General features: G+C 34.2%; 11 protein-coding genes. All 11 read left to right on the top strand.

From position 1 onward, the window contains the following. The 11 genes from ruvB (at window position 1) to ACJJV4_RS09570 (ending at window position 17,935) form a co-directional block, all read left to right on the top strand. Complete coding sequence (gene ruvB, locus ACJJV4_RS09620; protein ID WP_405293834.1) at window positions 1–1,023, top strand: Holliday junction branch migration DNA helicase RuvB; 1,023 nt, start codon at window positions 1–3, stop codon at window positions 1,021–1,023. Window positions 1,024–1,200: 177 nt separating this feature from the next. Further along, window positions 1,201–2,544, top strand: a complete 1,344-nt coding sequence (locus tag ACJJV4_RS09615) for a cytochrome-c peroxidase (RefSeq protein WP_405293832.1) — start codon at window positions 1,201–1,203, stop codon at window positions 2,542–2,544. A gap of 64 nt (window positions 2,545–2,608) precedes the next feature. Beyond that, window positions 2,609–3,529 carry a tRNA epoxyqueuosine(34) reductase QueG gene (gene queG, locus ACJJV4_RS09610; protein WP_405293830.1) on the top strand — a complete coding sequence of 307 codons (921 nt, stop codon included), beginning with the start codon at window positions 2,609–2,611 and terminating at the stop codon, window positions 3,527–3,529. 125 nt (window positions 3,530–3,654) lie between these two features. After that, window positions 3,655–4,863: an ATP-binding protein gene (locus ACJJV4_RS09605; RefSeq protein ID WP_405293828.1), complete on the top strand. Its 1,209-nt coding sequence runs from the start codon at window positions 3,655–3,657 to the stop codon at window positions 4,861–4,863. A 93-nt stretch (window positions 4,864–4,956) separates the two neighbouring features. Further along, window positions 4,957–5,862: a hypothetical protein gene (locus tag ACJJV4_RS09600; RefSeq protein ID WP_405293826.1), complete on the top strand. Its 906-nt coding sequence runs from the start codon at window positions 4,957–4,959 to the stop codon at window positions 5,860–5,862. Between the two features lie 287 nt (window positions 5,863–6,149). Then, window positions 6,150–8,447, top strand: a complete 2,298-nt coding sequence (locus tag ACJJV4_RS09595) for an NADP-dependent malic enzyme (protein ID WP_405293824.1) — start codon at window positions 6,150–6,152, stop codon at window positions 8,445–8,447. A 34-nt stretch (window positions 8,448–8,481) separates the two neighbouring features. Further along, window positions 8,482–9,063: a Holliday junction branch migration protein RuvA gene (gene ruvA / locus ACJJV4_RS09590; protein ID WP_405293822.1), complete on the top strand. Its 582-nt coding sequence runs from the start codon at window positions 8,482–8,484 to the stop codon at window positions 9,061–9,063. Window positions 9,064–9,069: 6 nt separating this feature from the next. Next, window positions 9,070–16,305, top strand: a complete 7,236-nt coding sequence (gene sprA, locus ACJJV4_RS09585) for a cell surface protein SprA (RefSeq protein WP_405293820.1) — start codon at window positions 9,070–9,072, stop codon at window positions 16,303–16,305. 98 nt (window positions 16,306–16,403) lie between these two features. Then, the gene (gcvH, locus tag ACJJV4_RS09580) at window positions 16,404–16,784 is read left to right on the top strand and encodes a glycine cleavage system protein GcvH (protein ID WP_405293818.1); all 381 of its coding nucleotides are present in this window, start codon (window positions 16,404–16,406) and stop codon (window positions 16,782–16,784) included. Next, window positions 16,777–17,154, top strand: a complete 378-nt coding sequence (locus ACJJV4_RS09575; protein ID WP_405293816.1) for a VanZ family protein — start codon at window positions 16,777–16,779, stop codon at window positions 17,152–17,154. Before gcvH ends, ACJJV4_RS09575 begins: the two co-directional genes overlap by 8 nt. A gap of 61 nt (window positions 17,155–17,215) precedes the next feature. Continuing rightward, window positions 17,216–17,935 (top strand): energy transducer TonB, encoded by a 720-nt coding sequence (locus ACJJV4_RS09570; RefSeq protein WP_405293814.1) that lies wholly within the window; start codon window positions 17,216–17,218, stop codon window positions 17,933–17,935. Window positions 17,936–18,044 lie beyond the last annotated feature (109 nt).

Raw genomic sequence — 18,044 nt, 5'->3', positions numbered from 1 at the left:
ATGAATGAAAATTTAGATCCTAGCGACGAGCATTTTTCACCTGAAGAATTAGATGTTGAAAAACAATTAAGGCCCCTGTCATTTGATGATTTTACGGGGCAGGATCAGGTTCTAGAAAATCTTCAAATATTTGTACAAGCAGCTAATAAACGTGGTGAAGCATTAGATCATGCTTTATTTCATGGACCTCCAGGTCTTGGGAAAACAACTTTAGCAAATATTTTGGCTAACGAATTAAATGTAGGTATTAAAATAACTTCTGGACCGGTGTTGGATAAACCAGGTGATTTAGCGGGCTTGCTTACTAATTTGGACGAACGTGATGTTCTGTTTATAGATGAAATTCATCGATTAAGCCCAATTGTTGAAGAGTATTTATACTCGGCCATGGAAGATTATAAAATTGATATCATGATTGAAACAGGGCCAAATGCGCGCTCCGTACAGATTAATTTGAATCCTTTCACTTTGGTTGGTGCTACAACGCGTTCAGGGCTTCTTACAGCACCTATGAGAGCTCGTTTTGGTATTCAGAGTAGACTACAATATTACAAAACAGATTTACTTACCAATATAGTTCAACGCAGTGCAAGTATTTTAGATGTTCCTATCTCTATGGAAGCAGCTATTGAAATAGCAGGTCGTAGTCGTGGTACACCTAGAATAGCCAATGCTCTGTTACGTCGCGTTAGAGATTTTGCTCAAATAAAGGGTAATGGTAGTATTGATATTACCATTGCTAAATATGCGCTAGAGGCGTTGCATGTGGATGCACATGGTTTAGATGAAATGGATAATAAAATACTAACTACCATTATCGATAAGTTTAAAGGTGGTCCGGTTGGTATATCTACAATTGCAACGGCAGTTAGTGAAAGCTCGGAAACTATTGAAGAAGTTTATGAGCCTTTTCTTATTCAGCAAGGTTTTATTATGCGTACGCCGCGAGGAAGAGAAGTTACGGAACAGGCGTATAAACATTTAGGTCGTGTTAAGGGACCAATTCAAGGCGGACTTTTTTAAATATTTAATATACAATATATACTATCATTCGTTTATGTGTAGATAAAAACGTTCTGCGTTATGGCATTTGCATGTTATCTAATTTATGAGAATTTTAACAAAATTTTTGTAAGGTTGTTTAAGTTGTAGTTATGTTTGGGGCGGTTTAATATTATTTAGGCTCCCAATCAAATTATTATGAAGAACTTACCGCTATTAAGTCTATCTATTTTAACGACTTTTATTTTTATTACATCGTGTGCAAAAAATAATGATGAGTATATTGAAATGCCGTTACAAAGTGTTTTAGAAAATCAAATTAATGCCACAGCAGGGTCAAAAGCTGCTTTATTGCTTCCTGCCTCCAATGATTTTATTACTATTCCTGGTGATATAAATAATAATATTACAGTTTCTAAAGTTGAGTTGGGTAAACTATTATTCCATGAAACTATAATTGCTGAAAATTCTACAAAGGAACAAGGGAAAGATACTTACTCTTGTGCTAGTTGCCATCATGCTGCAGCTGGTTTTCAAAGTGGACTTTTACAGGGTATAGGTGAAGGTGGTATTGGTTTTGGTTCTAAAGGTGAAGGACGCTCCAAAAATCCCAATTACCTAGAGTCAGAATTGGATATGCAACCAATTAGAAGCCCAAGTATTTTAAATGTCGCTTATCAAGAGGTTATGCTATGGAATGGTCAATTTGGTGCAACAGGTTATAATCAAGGCACTGAGTCTAGTTGGGTAGATGGTACTCCAATTGCAACTAATAACTTAGGTTTCGAAGGCGTAGAGACGCAGGCTATAGCTGGTATGGATGTACACCGGTTGGCTATTGATGAAGACTATATATTAAATTGCTCATATAAAGGGATGTTTGATGAAGCTTTTCCTGATGTTCCTGTTAGTGAAAGATATAATAAATTGACGGCAGGTTTGGCCATAGCGGCTTATGAAAGGACGGTGTTATCAAACGAAGCACCATTTCAAAAATGGTTAAGTGGAGATGGAATGGCTATGGAGGATGATGAATTGGAAGGTGCTACTTTATTCTTCGGAAAAGGGCAATGTTACTCTTGTCATTCAGGGCCTGGGTTAAATGGAATGAGTTTTCATGCTTTAGGTATGAATGATTTAGCTGGTGAGAGTATTTTAACAATTGTAGATGAAACAACAAAAAAAGGTCGTGGTGGTTTTACAAAAAATAGCGAAGACGATTATAAATTTAAAACTCCGCAGTTATATAACCTGAAAGATGTAAGATTCTATGGGCATGGTGGTAGTTTTTCTTCTGTTAGAGATGTTATTAGCTACAAAAATGAAGCGAAACATGAGAATAAAGAAGTGTTAGAAAACCAATTAGACGATGCTTTTCAACCTTTAAATTTATCAGAAAAAGAAATTGATTTAATTACGTTATTTGTAGAAAACTCTTTATACGATCCAAATTTAAAACGGTATCAACCAACAACATTACCAAGTGGTAGTTGTGTTATAAATGCCGATTCTCAGTCGTCTATCGATATGGGGTGCAATTAATTTTTATTAAAAATAAAACGTAAAATAAAAACTTAATTGTAGTTTAGATGTTTTCATAAATTAAGTGAATAAACAAAAGTATACTCAACTCATTAAAGCCGAAGCCAAACGCCTTGGTTTTTTGTCTTGTGGTATAAGCAAAGCTCAATTTTTAGAAGAAGAAGCACCACGCTTAGAAAATTATCTTAATAAAAACATGAATGGGCAAATGCGCTACATGGAAAATCATTTCGATAAGCGACTAAACCCCACTTTACTGGTAGAAGATTCTAAAAGTGTTGTATCTTTATTATTGAACTATTTCCCTCCGAAAGTTCAACAAGATTCTAACGCACCTAAATTGAGTAAGTATGCCTATGGACATGATTACCATCATATAATAAAGGATAAATTAAAGCATCTTTTACATTTTATTCAAGATGAAATAGGCGAAGTAAGTGGTAGAGCATTTGTAGATTCAGCACCTGTTTTAGATAAAGCTTGGGCCGCTAAGTCAGGTTTGGGCTGGGTTGGCAAGCATAGTAATTTAATAACGCAGCAAGTGGGCTCATTCTATTTTATAGCCGAACTTATTATCGATTTAGAATTGGAGCACGATTCGCCGACTACAGACCATTGTGGTAGCTGCACGGCTTGTATAGATTCTTGCCCTACGGAGGCTATTGTTGAGCCATACGTTGTAGATGGAAGTAAATGCATTTCATACTTAACCATTGAACTCAAGGAAAACCTTCCGAATTCGTTCAAGGGAAAAATGGACGATTGGATGTTTGGTTGCGATGTTTGTCAAGATGTTTGCCCATGGAATAGGTTCTCTAAAGCTCATAATGAACCGCTATTCAATCCGCATCCAGAATTACTCTCGATGACTAAAAAAGACTGGGAAGAAATTACTGAGGACACCTTCAAAAAAGTATTTCAAAAATCTGCGGTTAAGCGTACAAAATTTGCTGGATTAAAAAGGAATATAGAGTTTCTAAAGTAAGATTTTTTTAATGTTAAGTAATCTTTGAATAGCTGTAAATGCTTTATATAAAGAATTTTAACAGTTTATTATGGGTTTATTTAATCGGTATGAAGTAATTTGCTATAATCTTAAATTTAATTATTATGGTTATCCCAAATATACCAGAAAACGAAACTGAAAGGCTTAAAAATCTAGAGTCGTATAATATTCTGGATACACTCCCCGAAACCGATTATGATAATATTACTACCATTGCGGCCGAAATATGCGGTACACCAATAGCTTTAATCACTTTGTTGGATAATAAGCGTCAATGGTTTAAATCACATCATGGTATAGACGTTAAAGAAACACCGAAGGAACAATCTTTTTGTGCTCATGCTATCAATGATAATGATGGCATTTTTATTGTTCCGGATACCCGCGAAGATTTTCGTTTTCATGATAATCCCTTGGTAACCGGAGATTCTAATGCTGTTTTTTACGCGGGAGCACCACTTACAAGTAAAAATGGCTTACCCTTGGGAACCCTATGTGTTATCGATCATAAACCAAATATTTTAAGCAAGACACAAATAAATTCACTATCCGCCCTTTCAAATCAGGTTATGAATTTGTTAGAGCTTCGTAAAAACAAATTTTTATTAGAAAAAACGTTAAAAGATTTAGAAGACAAGAATCATGAACTTGAGCGTTTCGCATATATTGCTGCGCACGATTTAAAATCTCCTTTAATTAATATCTCTAGTTTAGCACAAATATTTATTGAAGATTATAAGTTAAGTATAGACGCAGAAGGTTTAGAACTTTTAGAATTAATTATAAGTTCAACAGATAGTCTTCGTGAGCTAGTAGATGGCTTGCTTAGCTATAGCAAAAGTGATGGACTTGCAGAAGAAGAGAAATCTACCATTAATTTAGAAGCATTAATTACCGAAATAACTCAGTTATTTAATTCGGATCATCATGTTAAAATGGTTTTAGAATCGCCTTTAGAAGCTATTTTTATCAATAAAACGGCCATTCATCATATTTTAATGAATTTAGTTAGTAATGCTATTAAGTACAGCGATAAAGATGATGTTCTTATTGAAATGAATGTAAAAGAAACCGATACTCATTATAATTTTTTTATTAAAGATAACGGGCCAGGCATTGATAAAAGTGATCAAACCAAAATATTTAAATTATTTACTAAAATAGCTCATCAGGATAAGTTTGGGCAAGCTGGACATGGTATTGGCTTGGCGACGGTAAAAAAAATTGTTGAAAAACTAGGTGGAACAATTAGTGTGAATTCAGAATTAGGAAAAGGGGCGACATTCAATTTTTCAATTAGGAAAGAGTATTAGCACTTAAAATTTTACAAACAAATAAATTTTTTTGAAATGCTCGAGGTGTTGTCTCGACTAATATAAATTAATCAATAAAAAGAATATAATACAATGAGAACATCTTATAAACTTTTAAGTTTATTTTTAGTATTAACTATTATTGCTTGTAAGCAAACTAATAAAGTAGAACCTGTTGCCAATCTACAAGTTGAACCTATTGAAGAAGAATACGATATTCCAGTATCTTGGGTAGAAAAAAGAGTTGAATCTGCCAATAAAAAACTTAATGCTACCGAAGCAGGAAAAGTGCTATGGAGCGCAATGGAAGCTCATGGTGGATTAGCTAAATGGTTCTCAAACGGTTATCTTTCATTTCAATTTAATTACCAACCTTTAAACGGGAAAACAGCTAGGAATTCTTATCAAACTATTGATACTTGGAGTAATAAAGCAAGGCATAACAGTGTTACAGATACCGAATCAATTTTTGGTTGGGATGGTAAAGAAGCTTGGTTGAAGGCTAAGGATAGTACATCTTTTGCTTACGACACGCAATTTTGGGCATTAACGCCTTTATATTTTTCTGGTCAACCTTTTGTTTTAGATGGAGAAGGTGTAAATCTAGAATTATTACCAGAACTAGAATTTCAAGGGGCCACTCAAAAAGTGATAAAAGCAACTTATGATGCTGGAATTGGATCTGCCCCAGATGATTATTATGTTTTGTACGTAAATGCAGAAACTAATTTGGTAGATGCATTTAAATATATTGTGTCTTACCCAGATTACTTTCCAAACGGTGGTCATGCTCCAGAGAAAATTACAGTAACACAAGGCACAACTACTGTAGACGGTATTGTGTTTGCAACTGGTTTTAAAACATATTGGTCTACTAATGATAAAGATGGACTAGGTGAGTACATAACTAAAATAGATGTTAGCGATATTAGTTTCTCTCCAACTGTAGAAGATAATTTCTTTTCTAAACCAGAAGGTGCAGCAGTACTGAATAAATAACATAATAGTATAAATATTTAAAAAGCCTTAGTTGTCTCAAGTGGATAACTAAGGCTTTTCTATTTGTTTTAGTTCGCAAGATGTATTCTGTTCAACTGTAACATTCTCATAAAAGATGTTTTTAATTTAAAATAAACATCAATTTTTTAAAAGAATAGCAGTTTGCTTGGTAGGATTATTATATTTGTAAGTTAGAAGTAAGCCCTTTTAAGTTATTAAAAGACTTCAAATAATTTCGAGTCGTTTTAAAACCTAAAAGCTTAATAATAAATAAAATATCCATCTATATGAGTGAAGAAAGCAAGCGTAGAGAAGCCCTTATTTATCACGCAAAACCAACTCCAGGTAAAATAGCAGTTGTTCCAACAAAAAAATATGCTACCCAACGCGATTTATCTTTAGCCTATTCGCCAGGTGTTGCTGCCCCATGTTTAGAAATTGAAAAAGATAAAGAAGCGGCTTATAAATATACAGCTAAAGGAAATTTAGTAGCCGTAATATCTAACGGAACGGCCGTTTTAGGACTAGGAAATATTGGTCCTGAAGCCTCGAAACCCGTAATGGAAGGTAAAGGTTTATTGTTCAAAATTTTCGCAGATATCGATGTGTTCGATATTGAAGTTGATACGGAAAATGTTGATGAATTTATCGAAACAGTAAAAAATATAGCCCCAACTTTTGGAGGTATTAATCTAGAAGATATAAAAGCTCCTGAAGCTTTTGAAATCGAGCGTCGTTTAAAGGAAGAATTAGATATTCCTGTAATGCATGACGATCAGCATGGAACAGCAATTATTTCGGCAGCAGCCTTATTAAATGCGGTAGAAATTGCTGGCAAAAAATTAGACGATATAAAAATAGTAATTAGTGGTGCTGGTGCGGCAGCTATTTCATGTTCGCGTTTATATCAAGCCTGTGGTGCAAAGCGCGAAAACATGGTAATGCTAGATAGTAAAGGTGTAATTCGCGATGATAGAGAAGTATTATCAGACGAAAAAGCAGAATTTGCAACGCACAGAAAAATTGATACTTTACTCGAAGCTATGCAGGACGCCGATGTATTTATTGGTTTATCTATGGCAGATATTGTAACACCAGAGATGCTATTGGTAATGGCAGAAAACCCGATTGTTTTTGCAATGGCAAACCCTAATCCGGAAATAAAATACCAATTAGCCGTAGATACTAGAAAAGATATTATTATGGCAACAGGCCGTAGCGATCATCCTAACCAGGTTAATAATGTACTAGGTTTTCCTTTTATTTTTAGAGGTGCTTTAGATGTACGTGCTACTAAAATTAACGAAGCCATGAAAATGGCTGCGGTAAGAGCTTTAGCTAAATTAGCAAAAGAGCCCGTGCCAGAGCAAGTTAATATTGCCTACGGAGAAACACGTTTAACCTTTGGTAAAAATTATATTATTCCAAAACCATTCGATCCGCGTTTAATAGCAGAAGTACCGCCAGCAGTTGCAAAAGCGGCTATGGAAAGTGGTGTGGCAAAACAACCAATTACAGATTGGGAACGCTATAAAGATAGTTTATTACAACGTTTAGGGTCTGATAATAAATTAGTTCGTTTATTATTAAACAGAGCTAAATTGGCACCAAAACGTATTGTTTTTGCAGAAGCCGATCAATTAGATGTTCTAAAAGCAGCACAGATTGTGTATGATGAAGGTATAGCTATTCCTATTTTATTAGGAAGAAAAGAAACTATACTATCGTTAATGAAAGAAATTGAGTTCGATGCTGATATTTTAATTGTCGATCCAAAAGAAGAAGAAGAAAACGAGCGTAAAAATAAATATGCAAAAGTATACTGGGAGCAACGTAAGCGTCGCGGTGTAACATATTATTCTGCTCAACGATTAATGCGTGAGCGAAATTATTTCGCTGCTATGATGGTGAACGAAGGTGATGCCGACGGATTAATTTCTGGATATTCTAGAAACTATCCAACGGTGGTAAAACCGATGTTAGAGTTAATTGGTTTAGCAAAAGGCATTTCGCGTGCTGCAACTACTAATTTAATGATGACTAAACGCGGACCTTTATTTTTAAGTGATACCTCAATAAACATCGATCCAACAGCTAAGGATTTGGCTAAAATTACTCAAATGACCTCTAAGGTGGTTCAAATGTTTGGTTTAGAGCCTGTAATGGCTTTGGTGTCTTATTCTAACTTTGGCTCGTCTGCAAACGATCGAGCTTCAAAAGTAAGAGAGGCTGTTTCCTTTTTGCATAGACATCATCCAGAAATGATTGTTGATGGTGAATTACAAACAGATTTTGCTTTAAATGATGAAATGCTTAGTGAGAAGTTCCCGTTTTCTAAGTTAGTAGGTAAAAAAGTAAACACTTTAATTTTTCCGAATTTAGATTCAGCTAACATTACATATAAATTATTAAAAGAATTAAACGAAGCCGAATCTATAGGACCAATAATGATGGGAATGCGCAAACCAGTGCATATTCTTCAGCTTGGTGCAAATGTTGACGAAATTGTTAATATGGCTGCAATTGCTGTAATAGACGCTCAGCATAAAGAGAAGTGGGAAGTAGAACATGCCGAGCTAAAATAATTTTATTACATTTGGAAGGGACCAAAAACCTGTTATGATAACACACATTCAAGGTAAATTAGTAGAAAAAAACCCAACACATGTTGTAATAGACTGCAATGGTGTTGGTTATATGTTAAATATATCGTTACATACATTTTCAAATATACCAGATGCGGAACAATTAAAATTGTTTACGCATCTTCAGGTTAAAGAGGATTCGCATACATTGTATGGGTTTTCCTCAATAGCCGAGCGAGAAATGTTTAGGTTATTGTTGTCGGTTAGTGGTATTGGGGCAAGTATTGCGCGAACCATGCTGTCTTCATTAACACCAAAACAAGTTCGAGAAGGTATTGCTACTGGAGATGTGGCGCTTATTCAATCTATTAAAGGGATTGGAGCAAAAACAGCGCAGCGTGTTATACTCGACTTGAAAGATAAAGTATTGAAAATTTATGATATAGACGAAGTTTCTGTTTCTAAAGGCAATACCAATAAGGATGAAGCGTTATCTGCTTTAGAAGTACTTGGTTTTGTTAAAAAACAAGCCGAACGTGTTGTGGAAAAAATTGTAATGGCCGAACCAGATGCCTCGGTAGAATCTATTATAAAACAAGCCCTAAAAAAATTATAGTACATTTTGAAAAGAACTAACCTTTATTTTTATAAATCAATAAAACGCTCGGCTCTTTTGTTGTCCATGCTGTTTTTTTCAATAATATCTTGGGGACAAGAAAAAGAACAAGATTCTGTAAAAAAAGGGTATCAGCAAGGAGAAATAAAGACATCGCGACCAAATAGTATTGAATCTAAGTACACTTATGATGCTTTAACCGATAGGTATATTTACACTGAAAAAATTGGGCAATTCAATATTAATTATCCGGTAATTTTAACTCCAAAGGAGTATTATGCTTTGGTTGCAAAACAAAACTTAAGCAGTTATTATAAGGAAAAGGTCGATGCGTTTTCAGGGAACAAAGAAGGGGCGGAGGATGCTCAAAAAAACCTTCTGCCTGAATTTTATGTTAAATCCGATTTTTTTGAATCTATTTTTGGAGGTAGTACTATCGAGGTGATTCCTCAAGGTTCGGTAGAAATGGATTTGGGTGTTTTATTTTCAAAACAAGATAATCCATCATTTTCACCAAGAAATAGAAGTAATTTCACTTTCGATTTCGATCAACGTATCAGTTTAAGTTTATTGGGGAAAGTGGGAACACGTCTTCAGATTAATGCAAATTATGATACACAATCAACCTTCGATTTTCAAAATCTTATAAAATTAGAATATACACCAACCGAGGACGATATTCTTCAGAAAATAGAAGTTGGTAATGTAAGTATGCCTTTAAATAGTTCCTTGATTACAGGAGCACAGAGTTTATTTGGAGTAAAAGCACAATTGCAATTTGGAAAAACAACCATTACTGGCGTGTTTTCTGAGCAGCGTTCTGAGTCTAATACTGTTGTAGCGCAAAGTGGTGGAACGCTTGAAGATTTCGAATTGTTTATTCGAGATTACGATGAGAATAGACACTTTTTCTTGGCACAGTATTTTCGAGATAATTATGATAAAGCATTAAAAACCTACCCATATTTAGATACAAGAGGTTTACAAATTACTAGAATTGAAGTTTGGATTACTAACAGAAGTAATAGAACCGACAACGTAAGAAATATTGTTGCCCTTCAGGATTTAGGTGAAAGTGATAAAGTGTACTCTGCTGTAAATGTTTTTGGAGCTGTTGGAGGACTTCCTAGAAATAGTAATAACGCATTCGATCCAACTAAAATAACTCAGTCCGGATCAACATCTCAGTTAAACACAAGTATCCGTGATGTGGCGACTATAAAGTCGGGTATTGAAGTGTCGGGTACCAATGAAGGTTTTGATTATGCAACTTTAGAAAATGCAAGAAAATTAACGAGTGGCTCGGAATATAATTTAAATTCTGAGTTAGGTTACATTTCATTAAACCAGCGTTTAAATAGCGATGAAGTATTAGCTGTTGCCTTTCAATATACAATAGGTGGCGAGGTGTATCAGGTTGGTGAGTTTGCTAATGATGGGGTTTCTGCTACCGATGTTACAACTAATACAAATGGAGATGTTACTCAGGTTGTAAATAGTAATTTAGTTGTAAAACTATTAAAAAGTAGTATTACCAATGTCGATCTTCCTATTTGGGATTTAATGATGAAAAACATCTACGATACGGGAGCCTATAATTTAAGTTCGGAAGATTTTAAATTGAATATTTTTTACAATGAAGCTTCACCTTTAAATTACATTACACCTGCTGGAACAACACCTTTTCCTGATCCTTTGCCTGGTGAAAAGCCATTAAATGAACAACCACTTTTACGTGTTTTTAATTTAGATAAATTAAATTATAACAACGATCCACAAACAAGTGGTGACGGTTTTTTCGATTATGTAGAAGGGATTACAGTGCTTTCGCAAAACGGACAAATTATTTTTCCGAATGCAGAACCATTTGGTGAATATTTATTTGATGTTTTAGGTGGTGGTGATTATGAAAATGATGCATCATATAATGAAAATCAGGAAAAATATGTTTACGATGTACTCTATAAAAGTACAAAAACAAAAGCTTTAGACGAAAACGAAAAAAATAAATTTAAATTAAAGGGGCGTTATAAATCATCGGGTAGTGATGGTATTTCTATTGGTGGATTTAATCTTTCGCCGGGATCTGTAAGAGTTACGGCTGGCGGGCGTGTTTTGATAGAAGGTATAGATTATACTGTAAATTATCAATTGGGGCAAGTTCAAATTTTAGATGAATCCCTAAAAGCATCTAACACACCTATTGAAGTTTCAACCGAAAATAACTCTGTTTTTGGACAGCAAACTAAACGTTTTACAGGCTTAAATGTAGAACATAAGTTTAACGAAAATTTTGTTTTAGGCGGAACGTTTTTAAATTTAAATGAACGACCAATTACTCAAAAAGCTAATTATGGTACCGAGCCTATAAACAATACTATTATTGGTTTTAATGGAAATTACGCTACAAAGGTTCCGTTTTTAACACGTTTAGTTAATAAGTTGCCAAATATAGATACCGATGCAGAGTCTAACTTTTCTGTCCGTGGTGAAGTTGCTTATTTACTACCAGGTTCTCCTAGCGGAACTGACTTAAATGGCGAAGCAACATCCTATATAGACGATTTTGAAGGTTCGCAAAATGCAATTGATTTACGTTCGCAACAATCTTGGTTTTTATCTAGTAGACCTATTGGTTTAAATACACCATCTAACGGAAATGAGGATGATAATGGTATTCAAAATGGTTATCAACGTGCCATGTTAAACTGGTATTCTATAGACCCTATATTTTATACAAGTCAAAGACCAGATGATATTACAGATGAAGATATGTCTAGCCTTTATACAAGTCGTGTTTTTATTAACGAGTTGTTTCCAGATCGAGATTTAGTTCAAGGTCAAAATTCTGTAATTTACACGTTAGATTTAGCATATTACCCACAAGAGCGTGGACCTTATAATTACGATCCTGCTGCTGCCGATGGTATTGATAATGTAGAGGCTAGAGATAGTTGGGCGGGTATTACACGCCAGTTAACTTCAACAGATTTTGAACAGCAAAATGTAGAGTATATCGAGTTTTGGTTACAAGATCCCTTTCAGGATAATCCATCAAACCCAGGTGGTAAATTGGTTTTTAATTTAGGGAATATATCCGAAGATGTTATAAAAGATGGTAGAAAGTTATATGAAAATGGATTGCCTGATGATGGTAATATTGATTTACTTCAAAAAACAACTTGGGGAACTGTAGTGCCTCAAAACCAGTCGTTAATTTATGCCTTCGATTCTACGGGAGATGAGCGTACTAATCAAGATGTTGGTTACGATGGATATCCCGATTCTGGAGAAACACCAACAATAGATGGTGATCCAGAGCTTACGGCTATTTACGCTAATTATAGTGGTTTAGATGATCCTGCAAATGATAACTACGAGTATTTTTTAAATGCTGAAGGAGATATTTTCGATCGTTATAAAAGGTATAATGGTGTTGAAGGTAACACGCCAGATACGTTTAGCAATACCGATAGAGGCGCCAATACACAGCCTGACGTAGAAGATATTAATCGTGATAATACCATGAATACGATTGATAGTTATTACGAATATGAATTAGATATTCAACCACAATATTTACCACGAACTAGAGCCGATTTTGATAATATTTCAGATAGTAATCCTTTAAAAGAATATTTAAGAGATTTTAAAGATCAACCTAGAGCTTTACCAAATGGTGAAAGTATAAATGTAAGATGGTATCAAGTTCGAATTCCTGTTGAAGGAAATGATAGAGTTCCCGTTGGTGGTATTAGTGATTTGCGTTCGGTACGTTTTTCAAGAATATATCTTAAAGATTTTGTTCAACCAACGATTTTCCGTTTTGGAACTTTAGACTTAGTTAGAAGTGATTGGCGAAGATATTCTCAGGCTTTGGATGCAGACGATCCAACTCCTGCAGATCCACAAACCGATTTTACAGTTGAAATTATTGGAACTATTGAAAATGATGGTAGTTATGAAAGACCTCCGGGAATTGAACCCGAAGAGCTTTATAATAACAATACAGTAGTTCAGCAAAATGAACAGTCGTTGGTGCTTAAGGCTTGTGGTTTAGAGGCTGAAGATGCTAGAGCTGTTTATAAAAATGTGAGTTTTGATATGCGCCAATATAAACGTTTAAGAATGTTTATGCATGCCGATGATGACGATTCTGGTAATTTAAATGATGAGGAACTCGTCGGTTTTATTAGAATGGGTAATGATTTAACAGAGAATTACTATCAAATAGAAATACCATTACAAGTTTCACAGTCTACTACAAGAGAAGGTTTATGGCCAACAGCGAATGAAATTAATATACCTATTGAGATTTTAGGTAAAGTTAAAGCAAAAGGAATTTTGGACATGACATTGTCGAACGAAGATCCAACGTTTTATGATGTAATAGGAGACGATATTCAAATAGCGTCTGATCCATATGGAGGTTACACTTTAGGGCAACATCGTGTAGGTATCAAAGGAAACCCTAATTATGGTGATATTAGAACTTTAATGGTGGGTGTTAAAAATATTGCTCAAGATAAAGGTGATGTTTGTGGTGCGGTTTGGTTTAATGAAATGCGTTTATCCGATATGGATAACGAAGGAGGTTGGGCAGCTGTAGTTAGTATGGATACTAACTTTGCCGATTTTGCTAGTATTAGTGCTACAGGAAGTCAAAGCACCTCTGGTTTTGGATCTATAGAGCAAGGGCCAAGCCAGCGTAGTTTGGAGGATGTTAAGCAGTACGATGTTGTAACTAACGTTAATGTTGGGCAATTGCTTCCAGAAAAATGGGGCATTCAAATACCATTTAATTACGGGCAAAGTGAAGAGTTAATTACGCCAAAATACGATCAATTCTACGAAGATTTAACTTTAGATTCTAGATTAGACGCTGCCGTAACTGAGGTGGATAAAGATAAAATTAAAAAGCAATCTGAAGATTATACTAAACGCCAAAGTATTAATTTAATTGGTGTTCGAAAGAATAGAACAGGTGAAGCAAAACCACGTTTTTACGATGTAGAGAATGTTACTTTAAATTATTCTTATAATAAAGTTGAACATCGCGATTTCGAAATAGAAAACTCGGTTAATAAAACGGTGCGTGTTGGTGCCAATTATGCCCACAATTTTAATCCAGTCACTATTCAACCTTTTAAAAAGAACGATTCATTATTTACCGGAAAATATTGGAAAATTTTAAAAGACTTCAACTTAAATTTATTGCCTTCTAGTTTTACAATTAATACAGATTTAAACCGTCAGTTTAATAGACAAAAATTTAGAGATGCCGATTTATCAGGAGGTTCTAATATTGAAATAGAAGAGCTATTTAGAAGAAACTATACGTTCGATTTTCAGTATACTGTAAATTACAATTTAACCGAGTCGCTTCAGTTTAATTTTACAGCTTCAAATAATAACATTGTCCGCAATTATTTTGTAGATAATATTATTAACGGAGAGCAAGACCCAACTTTAGACGTCTGGGATGGCTTTTTAGATTTTGGAGATCCAAACAGGCAAATGCAAAACTTGGGGCTAACCTATCAATTACCAATTAATAAAATTCCAGTATTTAGTTTTGTTAATGCTACTTACCAATATACAGGTAACTTTCAATGGCAAAAAGGATCAGATTTATATGGTAGTCTTGAACTAGATGGTGAAACTTACGATTTGGGTAACACCATTCAGAACGCCAATACACATAATATTAATACATCTTTAGATATGAATAAGTTGTATAAATATATTGGGTTGGTTAAAAAACCAATACGTAGAGTACGCACGAGAACAGTAGGGCCTCAATCTAATCGAGGATCTGCAAAAGATAAAAAACAACCTAAAGCTAAAAGTCAAGCCACTACCAAATTATTAAACGCGGGTATTGATATATTAACAGCAGTAAAAAGGGTGCAGTTTAATTATTCTGAAAATAATGGAACGTACTTACCGGGTTATACGCAAACTCCTGGTTTTTTAGGTACGCTTAAACCAACGTTTGGATATACTTTTGGTAGCCAAAGTGATATTAGGAGTTTAGCGGCGCGAAATGGTTGGTTGACTTTGTATCAGGATTTTAATCAACAGTTTACATCTACCAATACTAAACAATTAGATGTGTCTGCAAGTTTAGAGCCTGTAAAAGATTTAAAAATTGATATTGTTGGTAATAGAACTTACTATAAGAATTTTACCGAAAATTATAGAGTTGATGTAAATAATGATAATCAATATATTGGTTTAACTCCAAATACGTTTGGAAACTTTAATATATCTACACTTTTAATTAAAACAGCTTTTAGTAAAAGCAACGAAACCGTTTCTGATGCATTTAACGATTTTAGAAGTAATAGGCTTATTATTGCACGTCGTTTAGCAGCTCAAAACGGTGCAGATGTAAATGATTTGGATGATGATGGTTATCCAAAAGGTTTTGGTAAAAACAACCAAAATGTATTACTACCTGCGTTTTTAGCAGCTTATACAGGCACAGATGCAAGTAAAGTAAACACAAGTGCTTTTAGAGATGTTCCAATTCCAAACTGGGATTTAAAATATTCTGGTTTCATGAAAATGGCATGGTTTAAAAAGCGCTTCAAACGTTTCTCATTAACTCATGGTTACCGTTCAACTTATACCATCAATCAATTCCAGTCTAATTTAGATTATAATGAAGTAGACTTTTCTTTACCTTATGATGATCAGCCAGACGATACCAAGGATCAGTCAGGAAACTATAAAAACGAGCGTCTATTCAGTAACATTAACTTAACGGAAATGTTTAGTCCGTTAATGCGAATAGATTTAGAAATGAAAAATTCAGTAAAAATTCTAGCTGAAATAAAGAAGGATCGTTTATTATCATTAAGTTTTGATAATAACTTAATGACAGAAATTATCGGTAACGAATACATTATAGGGTTAGGTTATAGAATAAAAGATTTAAGAATTAGATCTAAACTTGCTGGTCCACAAAAGCGTATTGTTAGTGATTTAAACATGAAGGCAGATATATCTGTTCGCGATAATAAAACCATTATTCGTTACTTAGATCTAGAAAATAACCAAGTAACATCTGGGCAAACCATCTGGGGGTTAAAGTACTCGGCAGATTATGCCTTTAGCAAAAACCTAACAGGTATCTTTTATTTCGATTACTCGTTCTCTGAATATGCTATTTCTACAGCGTTTCCATTAACAACTATTCGTTCTGGATTCACTATTAGATATAATTTTGGGAATTAACAATTAATCTATTTGAAAATCAATCTTGAATAAATACATTTGTGGAAACTTATATAAATCAGTTTACATATTAATCGTATTTAATAAATCAAATTAAAATGAATATTCCATCAGAATTAAAATACACTAAAGACCACGAGTGGATAAAAGTTAACGGCGATATTGTTACAATTGGTATTACCGATTTTGCACAAAGCGAATTAGGCGATATTGTTTATGTTGAAGTAGAGACTTTAGACGAAACTTTAGAAGCTGAAGAGGTTTTCGGAACTGTAGAAGCTGTTAAAACAGTTTCAGATTTATTTTTACCAGTTTCAGGTGAAATTATTGAGTTCAATGAAGCTTTAGAAGATGAACCAGAAAATGTGAATACTGATCCTTACGGAGACGGATGGATGATTAAAGTAAAATGTTCTGATATTTCTCAAATAGATGGGTTAATGTCTGCTGATGATTATAAAGCCTTAATTGGTGCTTAAAAAGTCGGCAATAGTCCTAGCGGTATTATATACTGTTGCTTTGGTAACAGTTTGTTTAATATCTCTCGAAGATATGCCAAAAGTAGACGTTTCTAATGGAGATAAAATTTTCCATTTTGGAGCTTATGCGGTTTTTACTGTTTTATGGTACGGTGCTTTTATGTTTAACTTCAAGTTAGAAAAAATGAAAGCTTTATTATACGCAACCATCTTTGCAGTACTATTTGGTATAGTTATTGAGGTGTTACAAGATACTATGACGGACTATCGCGCAATGGATATCTATGATGCAGTAGCAAACTCCTTGGGAGCTTTACTCACAGCTTTGATATTGTGGCGAATAAACAAATTACAAGTTAAAAAGCAATAAAGACTTGTTTTTTTGAATAATAAATAGTTATTTTAGCAATCTTGATAAACTAATTAAATTTATGGAACCTAAAAAAAATCCTAAAGCAAATGTTGGACGTAACAGTTCTCTGTATTTTGCAATCGGCTTAGCGTTAATGTTATTCTTAACGAACTATGCTATTAATTTTAAAACTTATGATGAAGTAGTTACCGACATAGGAGTGGTAAGTATGGATGAAATAGAAGAGGAAGAAATTCCAATTACAAATTTAATGCAAACGCCACCACCACCACCACCACCACCAGCAGCACCAGATGTTATTGAAATCGTGGAAGATGAAGTGGAAATCGAGGAAACTATTATAGAGTCTACTGAGGTTGATCAAGAAACAGAAATTGTTGAGGTTGAAGAAGTAGAAGTTGTAGAAGTTGAAGAGGATATCGAAGTACCTTTTGCTGTTATTGAAAACGTTCCTGTTTTTCCTGGTTGTGAAAAAGGAAACAACGCAGCTAAAAAAGCTTGTATGTCTGAGAAAATTCAAAAATTTGTAACTAAAAAATTCAATACCGAATTAGCTAGTGAATTAGGTTTATCTGGAAGACAACGTATTAACGTAATTTTCAAAATAGATAAAACAGGAAATGTTGTTGGAGTACGTTCAAGAGCACCACACCCAGGTTTAGAAAAAGAAGCAGCACGTGTTATTAACATGTTGCCAAAAATGAAACCAGGTATGCAACGTGGAAAAGCCGTAACAGTACCTTACTCTTTACCTATCGTATTTCAAGTTCAAGATTAAATTTCTTTATCGCTGTTAATCAACAGCATTGTAAATATAAAATCCCGTTACATTTCTGTAACGGGATTTCTTTTTTGGTATGCTTATTGATATTTTATCATAATATTAA

It is taken from the genome of Algibacter sp. Ld11, assembly GCF_045066735.1.
In the GTDB taxonomy this organism is placed as follows: Bacteria; Bacteroidota; Bacteroidia; order Flavobacteriales; family Flavobacteriaceae; genus Algibacter.
Note: the sequence above shows the minus strand (reverse complement) of the source record. Positions and strands in the feature narration are given on the sequence as shown.